The sequence below is a fragment of the Brevundimonas sp. Root1279 genome (assembly GCF_001425945.1).
In the GTDB taxonomy this organism is placed as follows: domain Bacteria; phylum Pseudomonadota; class Alphaproteobacteria; order Caulobacterales; family Caulobacteraceae; genus Brevundimonas.
In genome coordinates, this window is record NZ_LMEB01000005.1 from 215,923 (window position 1) to 231,436 (window position 15,514).

Consider the following 15,514-nt stretch of genomic DNA (forward strand, 5'->3'; position numbering starts at 1 on the left):
AGGGCCGGATGAGGGTCGCCTGTTTCGGTCGGCGCAAGCCGTCGCCAAGTCGACGACGCGGCTTGCGCCGAATGAGGCGGTCGACCCTCACCCTTTCGCGCAAGGACGATCGCTGCGCTCTCGTGCGCTCAAGCCCTCTCCCATTGGGAGAGGGGCAACGAAAAAGGGGAGGCCTTTCGACCTCCCCCCCATCGTCTCAATCCTGGCCGAAAGCGATCAGGCCTCGCTCGTCCAGCCCCCCGCCAGCGCCTTGAACAGGGCGATCTGGTACGTCGTGACCAGGGCGTCGGAGTTGGCCAGCTGGGCTTCGGCGAGGGCCAGGTTGCGCTGGGCGTCGACCAGGTTGAACAGGCTGTCGGCGCCGGCGTCGAAGCGCAGCTGGGTCAGGCGCACGGCCGTGGCCGCCTCGTCGCGGGCCAGCTGCAGGGCCGTGCGTCGGTCCAGCTCGTTGCCGTAGTTGGCCAGGGCCGTCTCGGTCTCCTGCAGGGCCAGCAGCACCGTCTGGTCGAAGTTCGCCAGGGCGATGTCAGAACCGGCGCTGGCCTGTTCGATCCGCGCGCGGGCGGCCAGCACGTTCGGGAAAGACCAGCTGATCAGCGGGCCGATGCCGAAGCGGACGGCGGAGGCGCTGCCGAGGTCGCTGGCCTCGAGGGCCGTCGCGCCCACCGAACCGCCGAGGGTGACGCGCGGATACAGGTCGGCGGTGGCCACGTTCACCCGCGCCGCGGCGGCGGCCAGGTCGCGCTCAGCGCGGCGGACGTCGGGGCGGCGGGCCAGCATGGCCGCGCCGTCGCCGACCGGGATCGGCTGCTTCAGCTGCGGCGGCCGTTGGCAGGCGCGGGCCGCGTCGCTGGCCTCGGCCGGGGTGCGGCCGGTCAGGGTGGCGAGGCGGAAGACGGCGCCCTCGCGCTGGGCCCGCAGCGGCGACAGGGCGGCGCGGGTGCTCTCGAGGGTCGAGCGCGCGCGGGCCACGTCCAGGCCGTTGCCCTGGCCCGCGTCGAGCAGGCGCTGGGTCAGCTCGACAGTGTTTTGCTGCAGCTCCACATTGCGCTCGGCCACGGCGATCGAGGCGTTGGCGGAGCAGGCGTCGGCATAGGCGCGGGCCGTCTCGGCGGCGACCGAAACCCGCACCACGTCCAGCGCTGCGGCGGCCGCATCGGCGTCGGCTCGGGCGGCGCGAATGCTGAACTCCACGCGGCCGAACAGGTCGACCTCGTAGGAGACGTCGAGGCCGACGTCGAAGGTCTCGGTCTCGTCCAGCGCCTCGCCGATCACCGCGCCGGGAACGGTCGCAGCGGACGGCCGTCCGTAGTTGTAGGCGGCGCTGGTGTTCGTCGACGGGAAGCGAGCGCTGCGCGTTTCGCCCAGCACCGCGCGCACGCGGCGCAGGTTGGCCGCGGCGGCCTCCAGCTCATTGTTGTTCGCCAGGGCCTCGCCGACCAGGCCGTCGAGGATCGGGTCCTCATAGAGCCGCCACCAGTCGTCGCGGGCGGCTTCGGCCGCGACGGCGGGATAGGCGGCGCTGATGAAGGCGCCCGACGCCTGGGGGGGGAGGGTGGCGTCGGGCGCCTTCGGCCCGACCGCGCACGACGCCAGGAGGAGGCTGGCGCCGGCGGTTGCGGTCAGGAACCGGAGAGAGGGTCGAACAGTCATCAGGCGTCTCCCAGCCGCGGCGAGGCGGGCTCGGCTTGGTCGTGGGGCGGCAGGCCCTGGGTGGTCGGGATGGTCGCGTCCTTGACCGGCGGCTTGGGCATCTTCGACGCCAGCCAGCGGCAGACGACGTAGAAGACCGGCGTGAAGATCAGGCCGAACAGGGTCACCCCGAGCATGCCCGAGAACACCGCCGTCCCGAGCGACTGGCGCATCTCGGCGCCCGGCCCGGTCGCCAGCATCAGCGGCACGACGCCGAAGATGAAGGCGAAGGAGGTCATCAGGATCGGACGCAGACGGGTCTTGGCGGCGCGGACCGCGGCGTCGAAGCGGTCCAGCCCCTCGTCCTCGGCCTGTTTGGCGAACTCCACGATCAGGATGGCGTTCTTGGCCGCCAGGGCGATCAGCACCACCAGTCCGATCTGGACCAGGATGTTGTTGTCCAGGCCGCGGATGTTCACCCCCAGCATGGCCGCCAGGATGCACATCGGCACGATGAGGACGACCGCCAGCGGCAGGGTGAAGGCCTCGTACTGGGCCGCGAGGACCAGGAAGACCAGCACCACGGCCATGGCGAAGACCACGGTGGCGCCGCCGGCCGAGGATTTCTCCTGCAGAGCCAGGCCGGTCCATTCGTAGGAGAAGCCCGGCGGCAGGGTGGCCTGGGCCAGCTGCTCCATGTGGGCGATCGCATCGCCGGAGGAGACGCCGGCCGCCGCCTGGCCCTGCAGCTCGGAGGCCGGGAACAGGTTGTAGCGGACCACGCGGGCCGGACCGGAGTCGTCGCGCAGGGTGGCGACGGAGCCGATCGGGACCATGGCCCCGGAGGCCGAGCGGGTCTGCAGGTTGGCGATGTCGGCGATGTCGTCGCGCGAGGTCGGCTCCGCCTGCGCCGTCACCCGGAAGGTGCGGCCCAGGAAGTTGAAGTCGTTGACGTAGGACGAGCCCAGATAGACCCCGAGCGTGTTGAACACGTCGGCGGGCTGGACGCCCATCATCAGCGCCTTGTCGCGGTCGACGTCGGCGGCGATGCGGGGCGAGCCGGTGTTGTAGGTCGAGAAGACCTGCTGCACCTGGCCGGGGCTCTGAGCCGCAGCGCCCATCATGGCGAAGGTGGCGCCTTCGAGCGCGCGGTAGCCGGCGCCCGAACGGTCCTGGACCATCAGCTGGAAGCCGTTGCCGTTGCCGAGACCCTGCACCGCCGGCGGGGCGATGACGAAGATGTTGGCGTCCTCGATCCCCATGGTGGCGCCGGTAATGGCGCCGGCCAGGGAGGCAGCGGCCTGCTCGGCGGACTTGCGCTCCTCGAAGGCGTCGAGGCGGACGAAGATGGTCGCCGAGTTCGAGCCGAACGAGAAGCTGGAGCCGTCGAGGCCGGCGAAGGCGACCATGCCCTCCACGCCCTCGGTCTTCTTGATGATCTCCGAGGCGCGGGTCATGACGGCCTCGGTGCGCTCGAGCGAGGCGCCCGGCGGCAGCTGGATGACCCCGATCAGGAAGCCCTGGTCCTGCTCCGGAATGAAGCCGGACGGGGTGTCCATCAGGCGCCAGCCGGTCAGGGCCAGCAGGCCGACGTAGACGATCAGGACGATGCCGACGGTGCGGACCAGGCGGGCGGTCAGGCGGCCGTACTTGTCCGACAGCCAGTCGAAGCCCGCGTTGAACTGCCGTCCGGCCCAGCCGGCGTAATAGGTGACCGAGCCCCACAGGCCCGGCTTGCGGACGTGGTCATGCTCCTTGTGCGGCTTGAGCAGCAGGGCGGCCATGGCCGGCGACAGGGTCAGGGAGACCAGCAGCGACACCACCGAGGCCGTGGTGATGACGATGGCGAACTCGCGGTAGAAGATGCCCGGAATGCCAGGCACGAACATGGTCGGCACGAACACCGAGACCAGAACCAGGCCGATCGAGATCAGGGCGCCGGAGACCTCCTGCATCGAGCGGTAGGCGGCCTCCTTGGGCGTCAGCCCCTGGCGTATGTAGCGCTCCACGTTTTCGACCACGACGATGGCGTCATCGACGACGATGCCGACCGCCAGCACGAGGGCGAACAGGCTGAGCGAGTTGATCGAATAGCCGAGCATCAGCTGCACGGCGAAGGTCGCCACCAGGGCCACCGGGATGGCCACGATCGGGATGATCGCCGCCCGCCAGGTCTGCAGGAAGACGATGACCACCAGCACGACGAGGATGACGGCCTCGAACAGGGTGTGCTGCACGGACTCCACCGAGGCCGCGACGAACTCCGTCGGGTTGTAGGCGATCTGCACCGCCATGCCCTGCGGCAGTTCGGCCTTGATCGCCTCGACCTCGGCCAGGACGCGCTCGGCCGTGCCCAGGGCGTTGGCTCCGGGCTGCTGGATGATGGCGATGCCGACGCCGCGTTCGCCGTCGAAGAAGCCGTTGATGCCGTAGTCCTGGGCGCCGAGCTCGACGCGCGCGACGTCGCGGACGCGGGTCACGCGGCCCTGCGGGTCAGTGCGGATGACGATGTCGCCGAACTGGTCGGGATCGCTCAGACGACCCTGGACCTGCACCGGCAGCTGGAAGGCGGCGGCATTGGTCGGGAAGGGCGGCTGGCCGATGGCGCCGGCCGCGGCCTGGACGTTCTGGGCGCGCAGGGCGGCGACGATGTCCGGGCCGGTCAGGCCGCGCTGGGCGGCCTTGGCCGGGTCGATCCAGACCCGCATGGAGTAGTTGCCGCCGCCGAAGACCTGGACGTTGCCGACGCCTTCGATGCGCAGCAGGCGGTCCCGCAGCGTCGATTGCGCGAAATTGCCGACGTAGTCGTTCTCGAGCGACTTGTCCGGGGAGGTCAGCCCCAGGATCATGAGGAAGCCGCTCTCCTGCTTGTTCACGGTGACGCCGATCTGGCGGACCTGTTCAGGCAGGCGGGGCTCCGCCAGGGCGACGCGGTTCTGGACCAGCACCTGGGCGGCGTCGAGATCGGTGCCGGGGTTGAAGGTCACGGTCACGCTGACCGTCCCGTCCGAGGTGGACGAGGACGACAGGTAGAGCATGCCCTCGACGCCGTTCACCTCCTGCTCGATCGGCGCGGCGACTGTCTCGGCCACGGTCTCGGCCGAGGCGCCCGGGTAGGCGGTGTTGATGGTGATCGTGGGCGGCGCGATCTCCGGATACTGCGATAGGGGCAGCAGCGGGTAGGCGAACAGGCCGACCAGGGTGATGAACACCGAGATCACGGCCGCGAAGATCGGCCGGTCGATGAAGAAGCGTGAGATGTTCATGACCGCCTCAGTCGCCCGAGAGGCTGTTGGCGAAGGTGGCGGTCGAGGCGGGCGCGGCCGAGGTCACCGGAGCCGTCTGCTCGGTGGCGACCGGCTGGATGCGGCCGGTCTTGGCCTGGACCTTCATGCCCGGGGCCTGGATGCGCTGGACGCCGTTGATGATGACGCGATCGGTCGGGCGCAGGCCCGAGCGGACCACGCGCAGGCCGTCGACCAGCGGGCCGAGCTGGACCGGGCGCGGGGCGACCGAGCCGTCGGCGGCGACGACATAGACGATGCGGCGGGCCTGGTCGGTGGCGATGGCGGCGTCCGGCACCAGCATGGCCTGATAGGTCCCGGCGCCCGCCAGGCGGGCCTGGCCGAACATGCCCGGCTTCAGGAAGCCGTCGCCGTTCGGGATGATGGCGCGCAGGCGGATGACGCCCGAGGCGGTGTCCACGGCGTTGTCGGTGAAGTCGAGCGTGCCGTTGCGGGTGAAGGTGCTCTCGTCCTGCAGGCGGATCTGCACCGGCGCGGCGCCCTGGCGGGCCTGACGCTGGTATTTCAACAGCACGGCTTCCGAGCCGTCGAAGACGAAGTGGATCGGGCTCGACGACATGATGGTGGTCAGCACGTCGGCTCCCGAGGAGCCGCCGCCGACCAGGTTGCCCGGATCGACCCGGCGGTCCGAGACGCGGCCGGCGATGGGGGCGGTGACGCGGGTGAACTCGAGATCCAGCTGGCGGGCGCGGACGGCGGCGTTGGCGGCGGCGACGGAGGCTTCGCCCTGCTGCACGGCGCCGCGGCGGGTGTCGACCTCGGCCTGGGACACGGCTTGCGAGGTCAGCAGGGTCTCGGCGCGGGTCAGTTCGGTCCGGGCCAGGTTCAGCTGGGCCTGCGCCTGGGCCAGCTGGGCGCGGGCGGCGGCGAGGCCGGCCTGGGCCGGGCGCGGGTCGAGGGTGAACAGCAGCTGGCCGCGACGGACGAAGTCGCCGTCACGGAAGTGCACGCTCTGCACATAGCCGCCGACGCGGGCGCGGACGTCGACCGCATTGGTCGCCACGAAGCGGCCGGTGAACTCGTCCCAGTCCTGCACCTCGCGGACCAGCGGGACGGCCACAGTCACCGCCGGGGCCGGCGGCGTCTGGGCCTCGCTCTTGGGGGAACAGCCATAGAGCGCGGTCGTCATAAGGACGGCCGCGGTCACGATCTTCACCGTGCGCATGTAACGTAGTCTCCGTAGGGGAGATGAATCCCTGTCTCTGTCGACCACGGCGCATGGGGAGGCAGCCTGCTAGTCAACGCCCGGTGACTTAATGGTGATCCGGGCTTCGCTTGTCAACGGGCGATGACAAAGCCATATAGCGATTGGGGCTATTCTGGAGTTGGGACCCGTTGTTTTGCCATGTCGCGCCACGGCCGCGGAACGCCGAGGCGACTCGCGCCGCCATTTTGAACGCCGCGCGCGAACGCTTCGCGCGTGAGAGCTATGACGACGTCGGCATGCGCGACATCGCCGGCGACGTCGGCGTCGACGCCGCCCTGGTGTCGCGTTACTTCGGCTCCAAGGAAGACCTGTTCGTCAACGTCCTGGACAGCTGCGACAACGGCGCCGAGCTGATGGCCGGCGACCGCGCCGACTTCGGTCACCGCATCGCCCACGAGGTCGTCTTCGAGGGCAAGAGCGAGAGCAAGCTGAAGGGCCTGCTGATCCTGCTGCGCTCGATCGGCTCGGCGAAGGCCATGGAGCTGGTCCAGCGGACCGGCAACGAGCGCTTCTTCAATCCGTTTGCGGCCTGGGTGGGTGGGCACGACGCCGCGCCGCGCGCGCGTCTCGCCGCGGCTTTTATCATGGGCATGGCGGTCAGCCGCGAGATCACCGGCGGCTTCAGCCTGACCCCGGATCAGTGCGAACGGATGGCCGACCGCATGGCCGCCATACTTCAGGACATCATCGACGGCTGAGTCCCGACGGAAACTAAAAGCTTCACCGTTAGTTCTCTGTTAAGGGAGGTCGCACTCGCAAAGGTTGCTCGAGGGCGATCGCGAGGGTTATTACCCAGGCCGTTTCAGGGAGGGCGCGTATGGTTGCCTCGAATATCTTGCCGATCGACGCGCCGGTGAACCCGGACGAGCCGCAGGACGCCGTCTTCCCTCCGCCGAACGTCTACAGCTGGGATTTCACATACGGCCTGGGGCCCTGGACGACGTGGTTGCCGCCGGCGGTGGTGAACGAACCGGGCGGGACCTATGAGCAGTTCACCCGCCTGCAGGCGCCCGGCGCGCTCGACGCCAACCACATCGACGGCGTGGGAGCCATCTGGCTGGTCGCCCATCTGTCGACCCCGACCCAGGGTTCGCCGGGCGTCCTGAACTTGGTCGACGCCGAGTTCGAGATGACTGTGCGCGGCACGGACTTCCTCGCGAATGGCGGCAAGCTGGCCATCTGGCTGTGCCGCTACGTGCCCGAGACCGGGCTGATGGAGAATTTCTACGTCGGGCTTCAGGTCACCAACTGGGCCAACACCGGCGGCGACATGATGGGTCAGGTGACCGACGACTGGTCGACCGTCACCCTGCGCATCAGCAGCGATCCGGCCGACTGGACCTACGCCGGCAACTACGAAACCTTCGAGGGCGACTGGGCTGACCGCTATCAGCCGTTCGATCTGCAGCAGACGCTGTCCCGGGTCGACGCCACGCTTCACCTGGTGGTGCTGAACCCCGATCCGGACAACGCCCCGACCGGCTTCCTCGATCTGGCCAACATCACCGTCCGCACCCAGACCCCGGCGACGCCGGTGGGCGTCAGCGGCCTGAACCCCGAGATCCACTACGGCCTGGAGGACGCCCCCGCGACGGGGACCCTCGACGGCTACGGCGGCATCGACCCGGCCAACGCCACCTACACCCTGGTCGGCGGCTCGGCGCGCAACGGCACGGTGAGCATCGATCCGGCCACCGGCGCCTTCGTCTTCACGCCGCCGGCGAACTATTACGGCCCTACCGATTCCGTCGGCGCGGCGACGTTCCGCTATACCGTGAGCGACGGGGTCACGACCTCCCCGCCGATCAGCGTCATCGTCTACATCGGCGGCATCAATGATGCGCCGCTGATCTCGACCCGGCCGGAGAACGTCAACATCGCGGCCGGCGAGGCGTTCGATTTCACCCTGTTCAAGGGCACGGACATCGACGGCGACGCCCTGACCTTCGAGCTGGTCGACGGCTCGGTCGTGGGCGGGACGCTGGTGCTGGACGCCCGCAGCGGCCACTACGTCTTCACCCCGACGGCGGGCTTCACCGGCCCGGCCTCGTTCCGCTACCGCGTCACCGACGGCCATGTGGACAGCGGGGAGAAGACCGTCACTCTGACCGTCCACGCGGCCGGGACGGCGCCCGCCCTGCCGGCCTTCGAGACGGTGGTGAACCAGTATCTGATCCCCGGCGACATGAATAACTGGGTATTCTACACGACCCAGCTCGCTTACGCCGGCGACCCGAACGCCGCCTACCACTACGCCACCTGGCTGGGTTCGGGGATCAACGGCGTCACCCTGAACAAGGCGCTCGAGCGTCAGTTCCTGGAGCTGGCCGCGAACACCGTCCCCGACGCCCGTTTGATGCTGTCGCGGCTTTACACCTCCGGCGAGGGCGGCGAGCGCGACTACGGCCGGGCCCGCGAACTGCTCGAGAGCCTGCCGACCAACAAGGACGCCATCTATCGGCTGGCGATCCTTGATCACCTCGGCTACGGCGCGCCGATCGACAAGGCCGCGGCCGTCGAGGGCTTCCTCAAGGCCGCGATGATGGGCCAGATGGAGGCCGCCTACGCCTTGGGACGCCGCTACCTGGACGGCGAGGGCGTCGGCGCCTCGCCGGAAGACGCCTACTTCTGGTTGGGCGTGGCGCTGAAGTTCAACGCCCCTCCTCAGAACCAACAATTCCGCGACCTGCTGGCCCTGAACCGGGCCGAGGCCGCCACCGGCCTGACCGCGGGCGAGATCGCCGCCATCAACGCCGCCGTCGCCGCCTGGGACCCGGGCGAGGCGAACCCGGTCAACGACGCGCCGGTCGTGACCGGCTCCGACAGCATCGGGGCGCAGGCCGTACCGGGCCAGCCGGTCACGGGGACGCTGGGTGCGGCGGTCGATCCGGACGGCAACGCCTTCAGCTACCAGTTGGTCGGCGGTTCGGCCCTGAACGGGACGGTCAGCATCAACGCCGCCACCGGCGCCTTCACCTTCAATCCGACCCCCGGCTTCACCGGCACGGCGTCGTTCCGCTACCTCGTCAGCGACGGGACGGCGTCGAGCGCGCCGCGGACCGTCAGCTTCGACGTGGCGGCGGGCACGGGGGCTGCGGCCGACGCGGGCGGCACGGACGAAACAACGCCGCTGTCCGTCGGCGCCGCCGGCGGCCTCCTGGCCAACGACTTCGCCCAGAACGGCGGAGCCCTGAGCGTCACCGCCGTCGCGGGCGTGGCCGCCAATGTCGGCCAGCCGGTCGTCGGGACCTGGGGCACGCTGGTGGTTCAGGCCAACGGAGCCTACGTCTTCACGCCGAGCGCGGCGGCCCGGACCCTGCTGCAGGGCCAGGTGGTCACCGACACCTTCACCTATACGGTCACGGACTCCGTCGGGCAGACCTCGACGGCGAGCCTGACCATTACCGTCAACGGCCAGGACGGCACGGTGATCACCGGGTCGGGCGTCCTGAGCGGCACCGCCTACGGCGACGAAATCACCGGCGGCGCCGGCTATGACGTGCTGATCGGGAACGGCGGCAACGACATCCTGCGCGGCGGCGCCGGCGCGGCCAACGAGCTGTACGGCGGCCTCGGCAACGACACCTACATCCTGACCGTCGCTGACTCGATCGTCGAACTGGCGGGCCAGGGCACGGACGCGGTGGTCACCACCCTGACCAACCTCACCCTGGCGGCCAACGTCGAGAACCTGTTCTACACCGGCTCGGCGGCCTTCATCGGGACCGGCAACACCGCCAACAACCTGATCTCCGGCGGGATCGGGGCCGACCTGCTGATTGGCCTGGCCGGAAACGACATCCTGATAGGCGGCGCCGGCGCGGCCAATGAGATGTTCGGCGGGGCGGGCGACGACACCTATGTCGTCTCGGCCGTCGGCGACGTCATCGTCGAGCTCGCGGGCGAGGGAACCGACACGGTCGAAACGACGCTGGCCAGCTTCACCCTCGGCGCCAATGTCGAGAACCTGACCTACACCGGCGCCGGGAATTTCACCGGCGTCGGCAATGCGGGCTCGAACCACCTGGCGGGCGGGACCGGCGACGACATCCTGTCGGGCCGCGGCGGCATCGACTACCTCAGCGGCGGACCGGGCTCCGACACCGCCAGCTACGCCCAGGCGGCCGGCGCGGTCGACGTGCGCCTCGGCGTCACGGGGACGGCTCGCAACGACGGCGACGGCGCAACCGACGTGCTGACCGGGATCGAGAACGTGACCGGCTCGGCCTTCAACGACCTGCTTGTCGGGGACGCCGGGGCCAACATCCTGAGCGGCGGCGACGGTCGCGACACCTTGCTGGGCATGGACGGAGACGACGTGCTGATCGGCGGCGCGGGCCTGGCCAACCAGATGCAGGGCGGTCGCGGCAACGACCGCTATGTGGTCGCGGCGGTCGGCGACTCGATCATCGAACTAGCCGGCGAGGGAATCGACACGGTCGAAACCAGCCTGAACAACTTCAAGCTGGGCGCCGAGGTCGAGAACCTGACCTTCACCGGGACGGGGGGCTTCACCGGGGCCGGCAACGCCTCCAACAACGTCATCACCGGCGGCGAGGGGCGTGACCTTCTGCTCGGCTACGCGGGCAACGACATCCTGATCGGCGGACCGGGCGCGGCGGACGAGTTGTACGGGGGTCTGGGCGACGACACCTATGTGATCGTGGCGGGCGGCGACACCATCGTCGAACTGGCGGGCGAGGGCTTCGATACGGTCCAGACGACCCTGGCCACCTACACCCTGCGCGCCAACATCGAGGCCCTGACCTTCACCGGGACCGGCGGCTTCACCGGCATCGGCAACGCCGAGGCGAATGTCATCACCGGCGGAAGCGGGGCGGATGTCCTGCACGGGCGTGGCGGCGTCGATCGGCTGGTCGGCGGCGGCGGGACGGATACCGCCAGCTACGCCAATGCGGCCGCCAAGGTCGATGTACGCCTGAACGCCGGAGCGGCCCTGAACGATGGCGACGGCGCCACAGACGTCCTGGTCGGCATCGAGAACCTGACCGGCTCGGCCTTCGACGACCTGCTTGTCGGGGACGGCGGGTCCAATGTGCTCACCGGCGGGCTAGGCCGTGACACCCTGCTGGGCATGGGCGGCAACGACGTCCTGATCGGCGGCTCGGGCGTGTCCAACCAGCTCCAGGGCGGCCTGGGCGACGACACCTACATCCTGACCGTGGCTGACACGGTGGTCGAGCTGGCCGGCGAGGGGACCGACACCATCGAGACGGTGCTGGCCGCCTATACGCTGGGCGCCAACGTCGAGAACCTGACCTACACCGGCGCCGGCAATTTCGTCGGGACCGGAAACGCCCTGAACAACGTCATCCGCGGCGGCGCGGGCAATGACACCTTCAAGGGCGGCGCAGGCAACGACACCCTCTTCGGCGCCGGCGGCGCCGATGTCGCGGTGCTGAGCGGCGTCCAGGCGGAATATCAGTTCGAGTCGCTCGGCGGCGGGCAGTGGCGGGTCACCGACCTGGTCGCCGGCCGCGACGGGGTCGACCTGCTGTTCGACGTCACCAACGTCCGGTTCGGCAATGGCGCGGTCGTCGCCCTGGGAGCCATGGGTTCGGCGGCGCCGCTGCTCGCGGACAAGGATCTCAGCCCGATGGTCCTGCCCAGCGCGGCGCCGGCCTTCGCCTCGGCCCTGTTCGCCGACCAGCCGGGCGGTCTGGCCCTGCACGTCGAGCACCATGGGCCGATCGGCGGGTTGGATCCGTGGGACCCGCTGGGCTGAATCAGGCCCGCTTCGTGAACTTTCGGATCACGCCGGAGAAGGTCATCAGGATCCTGTCTCCGGCGTTGATCTGGCCGCGCACGAAGATCAGGCTCTTGCCGGCGCGGACCACCTCGCCGGTGGCCTCGACCAGTTCGCCGACATAGGCGCCGTCGATGAAGGTCGAATCCAGCGACACGGTCACGCCCGAGGCTCCCTCCATTTCCTGGTAGGCGGTCTGGAACAGCGAGATGTCGGCGAAGGTCATCAGGCAGCCGCCGTGCATCCGGTCGCCCGCGTTCATGTGCTTCTGCTCGGCCCGGAAGGCGCAGCGCATGCGTCCGTCGGGGTCCGGCTTGAAGAAGAACGGCCCGACCACCGTGTCGAAGGTGCCGTGCAGGTCGTACATCTGCCAGCCGGCGAACTCGCCCTCGGTTACCGTGACTTTCGCAACCATCTCGAACTCCGCCTTCTTTCTGATCCCGCAATGCAGCATATAGGCCCGATGAGCGACCCCATCGAAACCGCCATCTTCGAAAAATTGGCCAAGGCCGACCCCAAGGGCGTCGGCGGCAAGAGCATCGAGCCGTCCGACGTGGCCAAGGAGCTGCAGCCGGAACAGTGGCAACGCATGCTGCCCAAGGTCCGCGCCTGCGCGCTCGGCCTGATGCGTCAGGGCAAGTTGACCATCACGAAGAAGGGCAAGCCCGTCGATCCGAACAGCTTCAAGGGCGTCATCCGCCTGCGGCTGCCGACCGACGCCGAGACCGCCGCGGCGCTGGCGGCGCTGCCGCCCAAGCCGGTGGATGACGACGACTTCTGAGACCGCTGACTCGGCGGGGCTGGACCAGGTCCTTGCCGACATCCGCGCTTGCCGGGCCTGCCTCGGCCAGCTGCCGCACGCCCCGCGCCCGGTCATCCATGTCTTCCCCGAGACGCGGTTGTTGATCTGCGGCCAGGCGCCGGGCCGGCGGGTGCACGAGAGCGGCCGGCCGTTCACCGATCCGTCGGGCGACCGGCTGCGCGACTGGATGGGGGTCGACTACGCGACCTTCTACGCCGACAGACGCCTCGGCGTGGCGGCCCAGGCCTTCTGCTATCCCGGCACGGCGCCCCAGAAAGACGGAAGGAGCGGCGGGGACTATCCGCCGCCGCGCAAATGCGCCGAACTGTGGCGGCCGCAGCTGCTGGCCGAGCTGCCGCAGGTCGAGCTGACCCTGCTGGTCGGCGGCTACGCCCAGGTCTGGGCCCTGGGCGACCGGGCCAAGCGCGATATGACCGACACCGTGCGGGCCTGGCGGGAGTATGCGCCGGACATCCTGCCGATGCCGCACCCGTCATGGCGCAACACCGCCTGGCTCAAGCGCAATCCGTGGTTCGAGGCTGAGGTATTGCCCTACCTCCGTGAACGGGTGCGTGGCATCCTCGCATCATGAAGCGCGTCCTTGTCGCCCTGTCCTCGCTCCTGCTGCTGGCCGCCTGCGCCACGCCCGCGGTCCAGCCGCCGCTGACCCCGCCGCCCGGTTTCGCCGGGCCGTCGGTGGAGGCCATGGCGCTGGTCATGGACGACGGCGCGCGCCTGCCGCTGGCGCGCTGGGCGCCCGCCGAGGGCGAGCCCTGGGCGGTGATCATCGGCCTGCACGGCATGAACGACAGCCGCGCGTCGTTCCGATTGGCCGGACCCTGGTGGGCCGAGCGGGGCATCGAGACCTGGGCCATCGACCAGCGCGGCTTCGGCGAGGCCCCCGGCCGCGGCCTGTGGGCCGGCGAGGATCGCATGGTCGACGACCTGCGCACCGCCGTCGCCCTCGCCCGGGCGCGCCATCCGCATGCGCTGATCGCCGTGGCCGGCGAGAGCATGGGCGGGGCGGTGACGGTGGCGGCCTTCTCGTCCGGCAGCCCGCCGGCCGCGGATCGCGTCATCCTGCTCGCCCCAGCGGTCTGGGGCTGGTCGGCCCAGGGGCCGGTTAACTCCGCCGGGCTGTGGATCGCCGCCCGGACAGCCGGCGACAAGGCCGTCGAGACCCCTGAATGGGCGGTGCGCGATCGCCCGGCCTCGGACAATCGGCTGGAGCTGTTGCGCAACGGGCGCGACCCGAACAGCCTGGTCTCCACCCGCTTCGACGCCCTCTACGGCCTGGTCGACCTGATGGAGACGGCCTCGACCCGGCTGGGCGCGATGCGGGCGCCGACGCTCCTGCTGTACGGCGGCCACGACAATGTCATCCAGAAGGACGCCATGCGGCAGGCGCTCGAATCGGCGGGCGATCGGCCGGGCTTCCGCACCGGCTTCTATCCGGACGGCTGGCACATCCTGAACCGCGACCTGCAGGCCGAGACCGTGTACCGCGACGTCGAGGCCTGGCTCCGCGACGCGGCCGCGCCTTTGCCGTCCGGCGCTGCTCCGGTCTTGCCAGCGCTCACGAGAGCGTCTTCCCGCTGACGTGAAAGCGCCATGCTTGCGGTGTTAAGCGGCGGGGCGTAGTACCCCGCGCAACAAAAAACTACCTCGGGAGTGGCCGCATATGGGCATGACGCTGTTCGATTCTCCGTCCTTCGCGAATCACGAAGGCGTTCACGCGGTCTTTGATGAAAAGACCGGCCTTCGCGCAATCATCGCGGTCCACTCGACCGCCCGCGGCCCGGCCGTCGGCGGCACGCGCATGTGGAACTACGCCTCCAGCGCCGAAGCGCTCGAGGACGTGCTGCGCCTGTCGAAGGGCATGAGCTACAAGAATGCGGTCGCCGATCTCGAGATGGGCGGCGGGAAGTCGGTCATCATCGGCGACAGCCGCACCCAGAAGACCCCCGAGCTGTTCCGCGCCTTCGGCGAGGCCGTCGGCACCCTGGGCGGCCGCTACTACGCCGCTGAAGACGTCGGCGTGTCGGTCGCCGACATCGCCGAGGCCCGCAAGGCCACCCCGTACGTGCTCGGCCTGTCGGACGGCCCGGAAGCCTCGGGCGACCCGTCGCCGGTGACCGCTGAGGGCGTCTACCGCTCGACCCTGACCGTCGCCCGCCGCCTGTGGAAGCAGGACGACCTGACCGGCCTGACCATCGCCCTGCAGGGCATCGGCCACGTCGGCGGCTACCTCGCCGACAAGCTGCACGCCGCCGGCGCCAAGCTGGTCATGACCGACGTCAACACGGCCCTTCTTGCCGAGGTCGCCTCGCGCACCGGCGCCGAGATCGTCGCCCCGGACGCCATTTATGACGTCAAGGCCGACATCTACGCCCCTTGCGCCCTGGGTGCGACGCTGAACCCGCAGACCCTGGACCGCCTGACGGTCAAGGCTGTGGTCGGCGCCGCCAACAACCAGCTGGCCACCCCGGACATCGGTCAGATCCTGTTCGAGCGCGGCGTGCTCTACGCCCCCGACTACGTCGTCAACGGCGGCGGCATCATCAACGTCGCCTCCGAGCTGCTGGCCCGCCAGACCAACAGCGCCTACGACCCGGCCTGGGTCGAAGCCAAGCTGTCGCGCCTGATGGAGACGCTGGAAGAGGTCCTGGAGCGTTCGGACGTCGAGAAGCGTCCTACCCACCAGATCGCAGACGCCATCGCCGAGGCCCGCATCAATGCGGCCCGCGACGCCAAGAGCCCGCTCGGCAAGGCCGCCTGATCCCGAGACGCCCCCTCCGCCG

The 15,514-nt window shown here is 69.8% G+C and carries 10 protein-coding genes; 6 read left to right on the forward strand and 4 right to left on the reverse strand.

Annotated elements, in window-relative coordinates; genetic code table 11:
• Nucleotides 1-216: 216 nt before the first annotated feature.
• From ASC65_RS06930 to ASC65_RS06940, 3 genes are read right to left on the reverse strand one after another with little or no spacing between them, the layout of a single operon-like run.
• Nucleotides 217-1,653 carry an efflux transporter outer membrane subunit gene (locus tag ASC65_RS06930; RefSeq protein WP_056450970.1) on the reverse strand — a complete coding sequence of 479 codons (1,437 nt, stop codon included), beginning with the start codon at nt 1,651-1,653 and terminating at the stop codon, nt 217-219.
• A complete protein-coding gene (locus ASC65_RS06935) occupies nt 1,653-4,898 on the reverse strand; it encodes an efflux RND transporter permease subunit (protein WP_056450973.1) in 3,246 nt (1,081 codons plus the stop codon). The genes ASC65_RS06930 and ASC65_RS06935 overlap by 1 nt, the downstream gene beginning before the upstream one ends.
• Nucleotides 4,899-4,905: 7 nt before the next feature.
• A complete protein-coding gene (locus ASC65_RS06940; RefSeq protein WP_056450975.1) occupies nt 4,906-6,102 on the reverse strand; it encodes an efflux RND transporter periplasmic adaptor subunit in 1,197 nt (398 codons plus the stop codon).
• A gap of 227 nt (nt 6,103-6,329) precedes the next feature.
• On the opposite strand from ASC65_RS06940, the gene ASC65_RS06945 reads away from it, so the two are divergent.
• Nucleotides 6,330-6,842, forward strand: coding sequence for a helix-turn-helix domain-containing protein (locus ASC65_RS06945; protein WP_235561425.1), 513 nt, complete (start codon nt 6,330-6,332; stop codon nt 6,840-6,842).
• Nucleotides 6,843-6,961: 119 nt separating this feature from the next.
• A complete protein-coding gene (locus ASC65_RS06950) occupies nt 6,962-11,890 on the forward strand; it encodes an Ig-like domain-containing protein (RefSeq protein WP_056450981.1) in 4,929 nt (1,642 codons plus the stop codon).
• A gap of 1 nt (nt 11,891) precedes the next feature.
• Here the strand turns inward: ASC65_RS06950 and ASC65_RS06955 are convergent, their stop codons facing one another.
• On the reverse strand, nt 11,892-12,326 hold the full coding sequence (locus tag ASC65_RS06955; RefSeq protein ID WP_056451431.1) for a PaaI family thioesterase: 435 nt from the start codon (nt 12,324-12,326) through the stop codon (nt 11,892-11,894).
• Between the two features lie 48 nt (nt 12,327-12,374).
• On the opposite strand from ASC65_RS06955, the gene ASC65_RS06960 reads away from it, so the two are divergent.
• The 4 genes from ASC65_RS06960 (at nt 12,375) to ASC65_RS06975 (ending at nt 15,492) form a co-directional block, all read left to right on the forward strand.
• Nucleotides 12,375-12,692, forward strand: coding sequence for a DUF3253 domain-containing protein (locus ASC65_RS06960; protein WP_056450984.1), 318 nt, complete (start codon nt 12,375-12,377; stop codon nt 12,690-12,692).
• Nucleotides 12,676-13,305 (forward strand): uracil-DNA glycosylase family protein, encoded by a 630-nt coding sequence (locus tag ASC65_RS06965; protein ID WP_056450985.1) that lies wholly within the window; start codon nt 12,676-12,678, stop codon nt 13,303-13,305. The genes ASC65_RS06960 and ASC65_RS06965 overlap by 17 nt, the downstream gene beginning before the upstream one ends.
• Nucleotides 13,302-14,312 carry an alpha/beta fold hydrolase gene (locus tag ASC65_RS06970; protein WP_056450988.1) on the forward strand — a complete coding sequence of 337 codons (1,011 nt, stop codon included), beginning with the start codon at nt 13,302-13,304 and terminating at the stop codon, nt 14,310-14,312. Before ASC65_RS06965 ends, ASC65_RS06970 begins: the two co-directional genes overlap by 4 nt.
• A gap of 88 nt (nt 14,313-14,400) precedes the next feature.
• A complete protein-coding gene (locus ASC65_RS06975) occupies nt 14,401-15,492 on the forward strand; it encodes a Glu/Leu/Phe/Val family dehydrogenase (protein WP_056451433.1) in 1,092 nt (363 codons plus the stop codon).
• Nucleotides 15,493-15,514: the final 22 nt, after the last annotated feature.

Excerpts from the sequence above, each read along its gene's own strand:
- ASC65_RS06955 (WP_056451431.1), bottom strand. The coding sequence starts at position 12,326 with ATGGTTGCGAAAGTCACGGTAACCGAGGGCGAGTTCGCCGGCTGGCAG.
- ASC65_RS06940 (WP_056450975.1), bottom strand. The coding sequence starts at position 6,102 with ATGCGCACGGTGAAGATCGTGACCGCGGCCGTCCTTATGACGACCGCG.
- ASC65_RS06935 (WP_056450973.1), bottom strand. The coding sequence starts at position 4,898 with ATGAACATCTCACGCTTCTTCATCGACCGGCCGATCTTCGCGGCCGTG.
- ASC65_RS06970 (WP_056450988.1), top strand. The coding sequence starts at position 13,302 with ATGAAGCGCGTCCTTGTCGCCCTGTCCTCGCTCCTGCTGCTGGCCGCC.
- ASC65_RS06960 (WP_056450984.1), top strand. The coding sequence starts at position 12,375 with ATGAGCGACCCCATCGAAACCGCCATCTTCGAAAAATTGGCCAAGGCC.
- ASC65_RS06930 (WP_056450970.1), bottom strand. The coding sequence starts at position 1,653 with ATGACTGTTCGACCCTCTCTCCGGTTCCTGACCGCAACCGCCGGCGCC.
- ASC65_RS06965 (WP_056450985.1), top strand. The coding sequence starts at position 12,676 with ATGACGACGACTTCTGAGACCGCTGACTCGGCGGGGCTGGACCAGGTC.
- ASC65_RS06975 (WP_056451433.1), top strand. The coding sequence starts at position 14,401 with ATGACGCTGTTCGATTCTCCGTCCTTCGCGAATCACGAAGGCGTTCAC.
- ASC65_RS06950 (WP_056450981.1), top strand. The coding sequence starts at position 6,962 with ATGGTTGCCTCGAATATCTTGCCGATCGACGCGCCGGTGAACCCGGAC.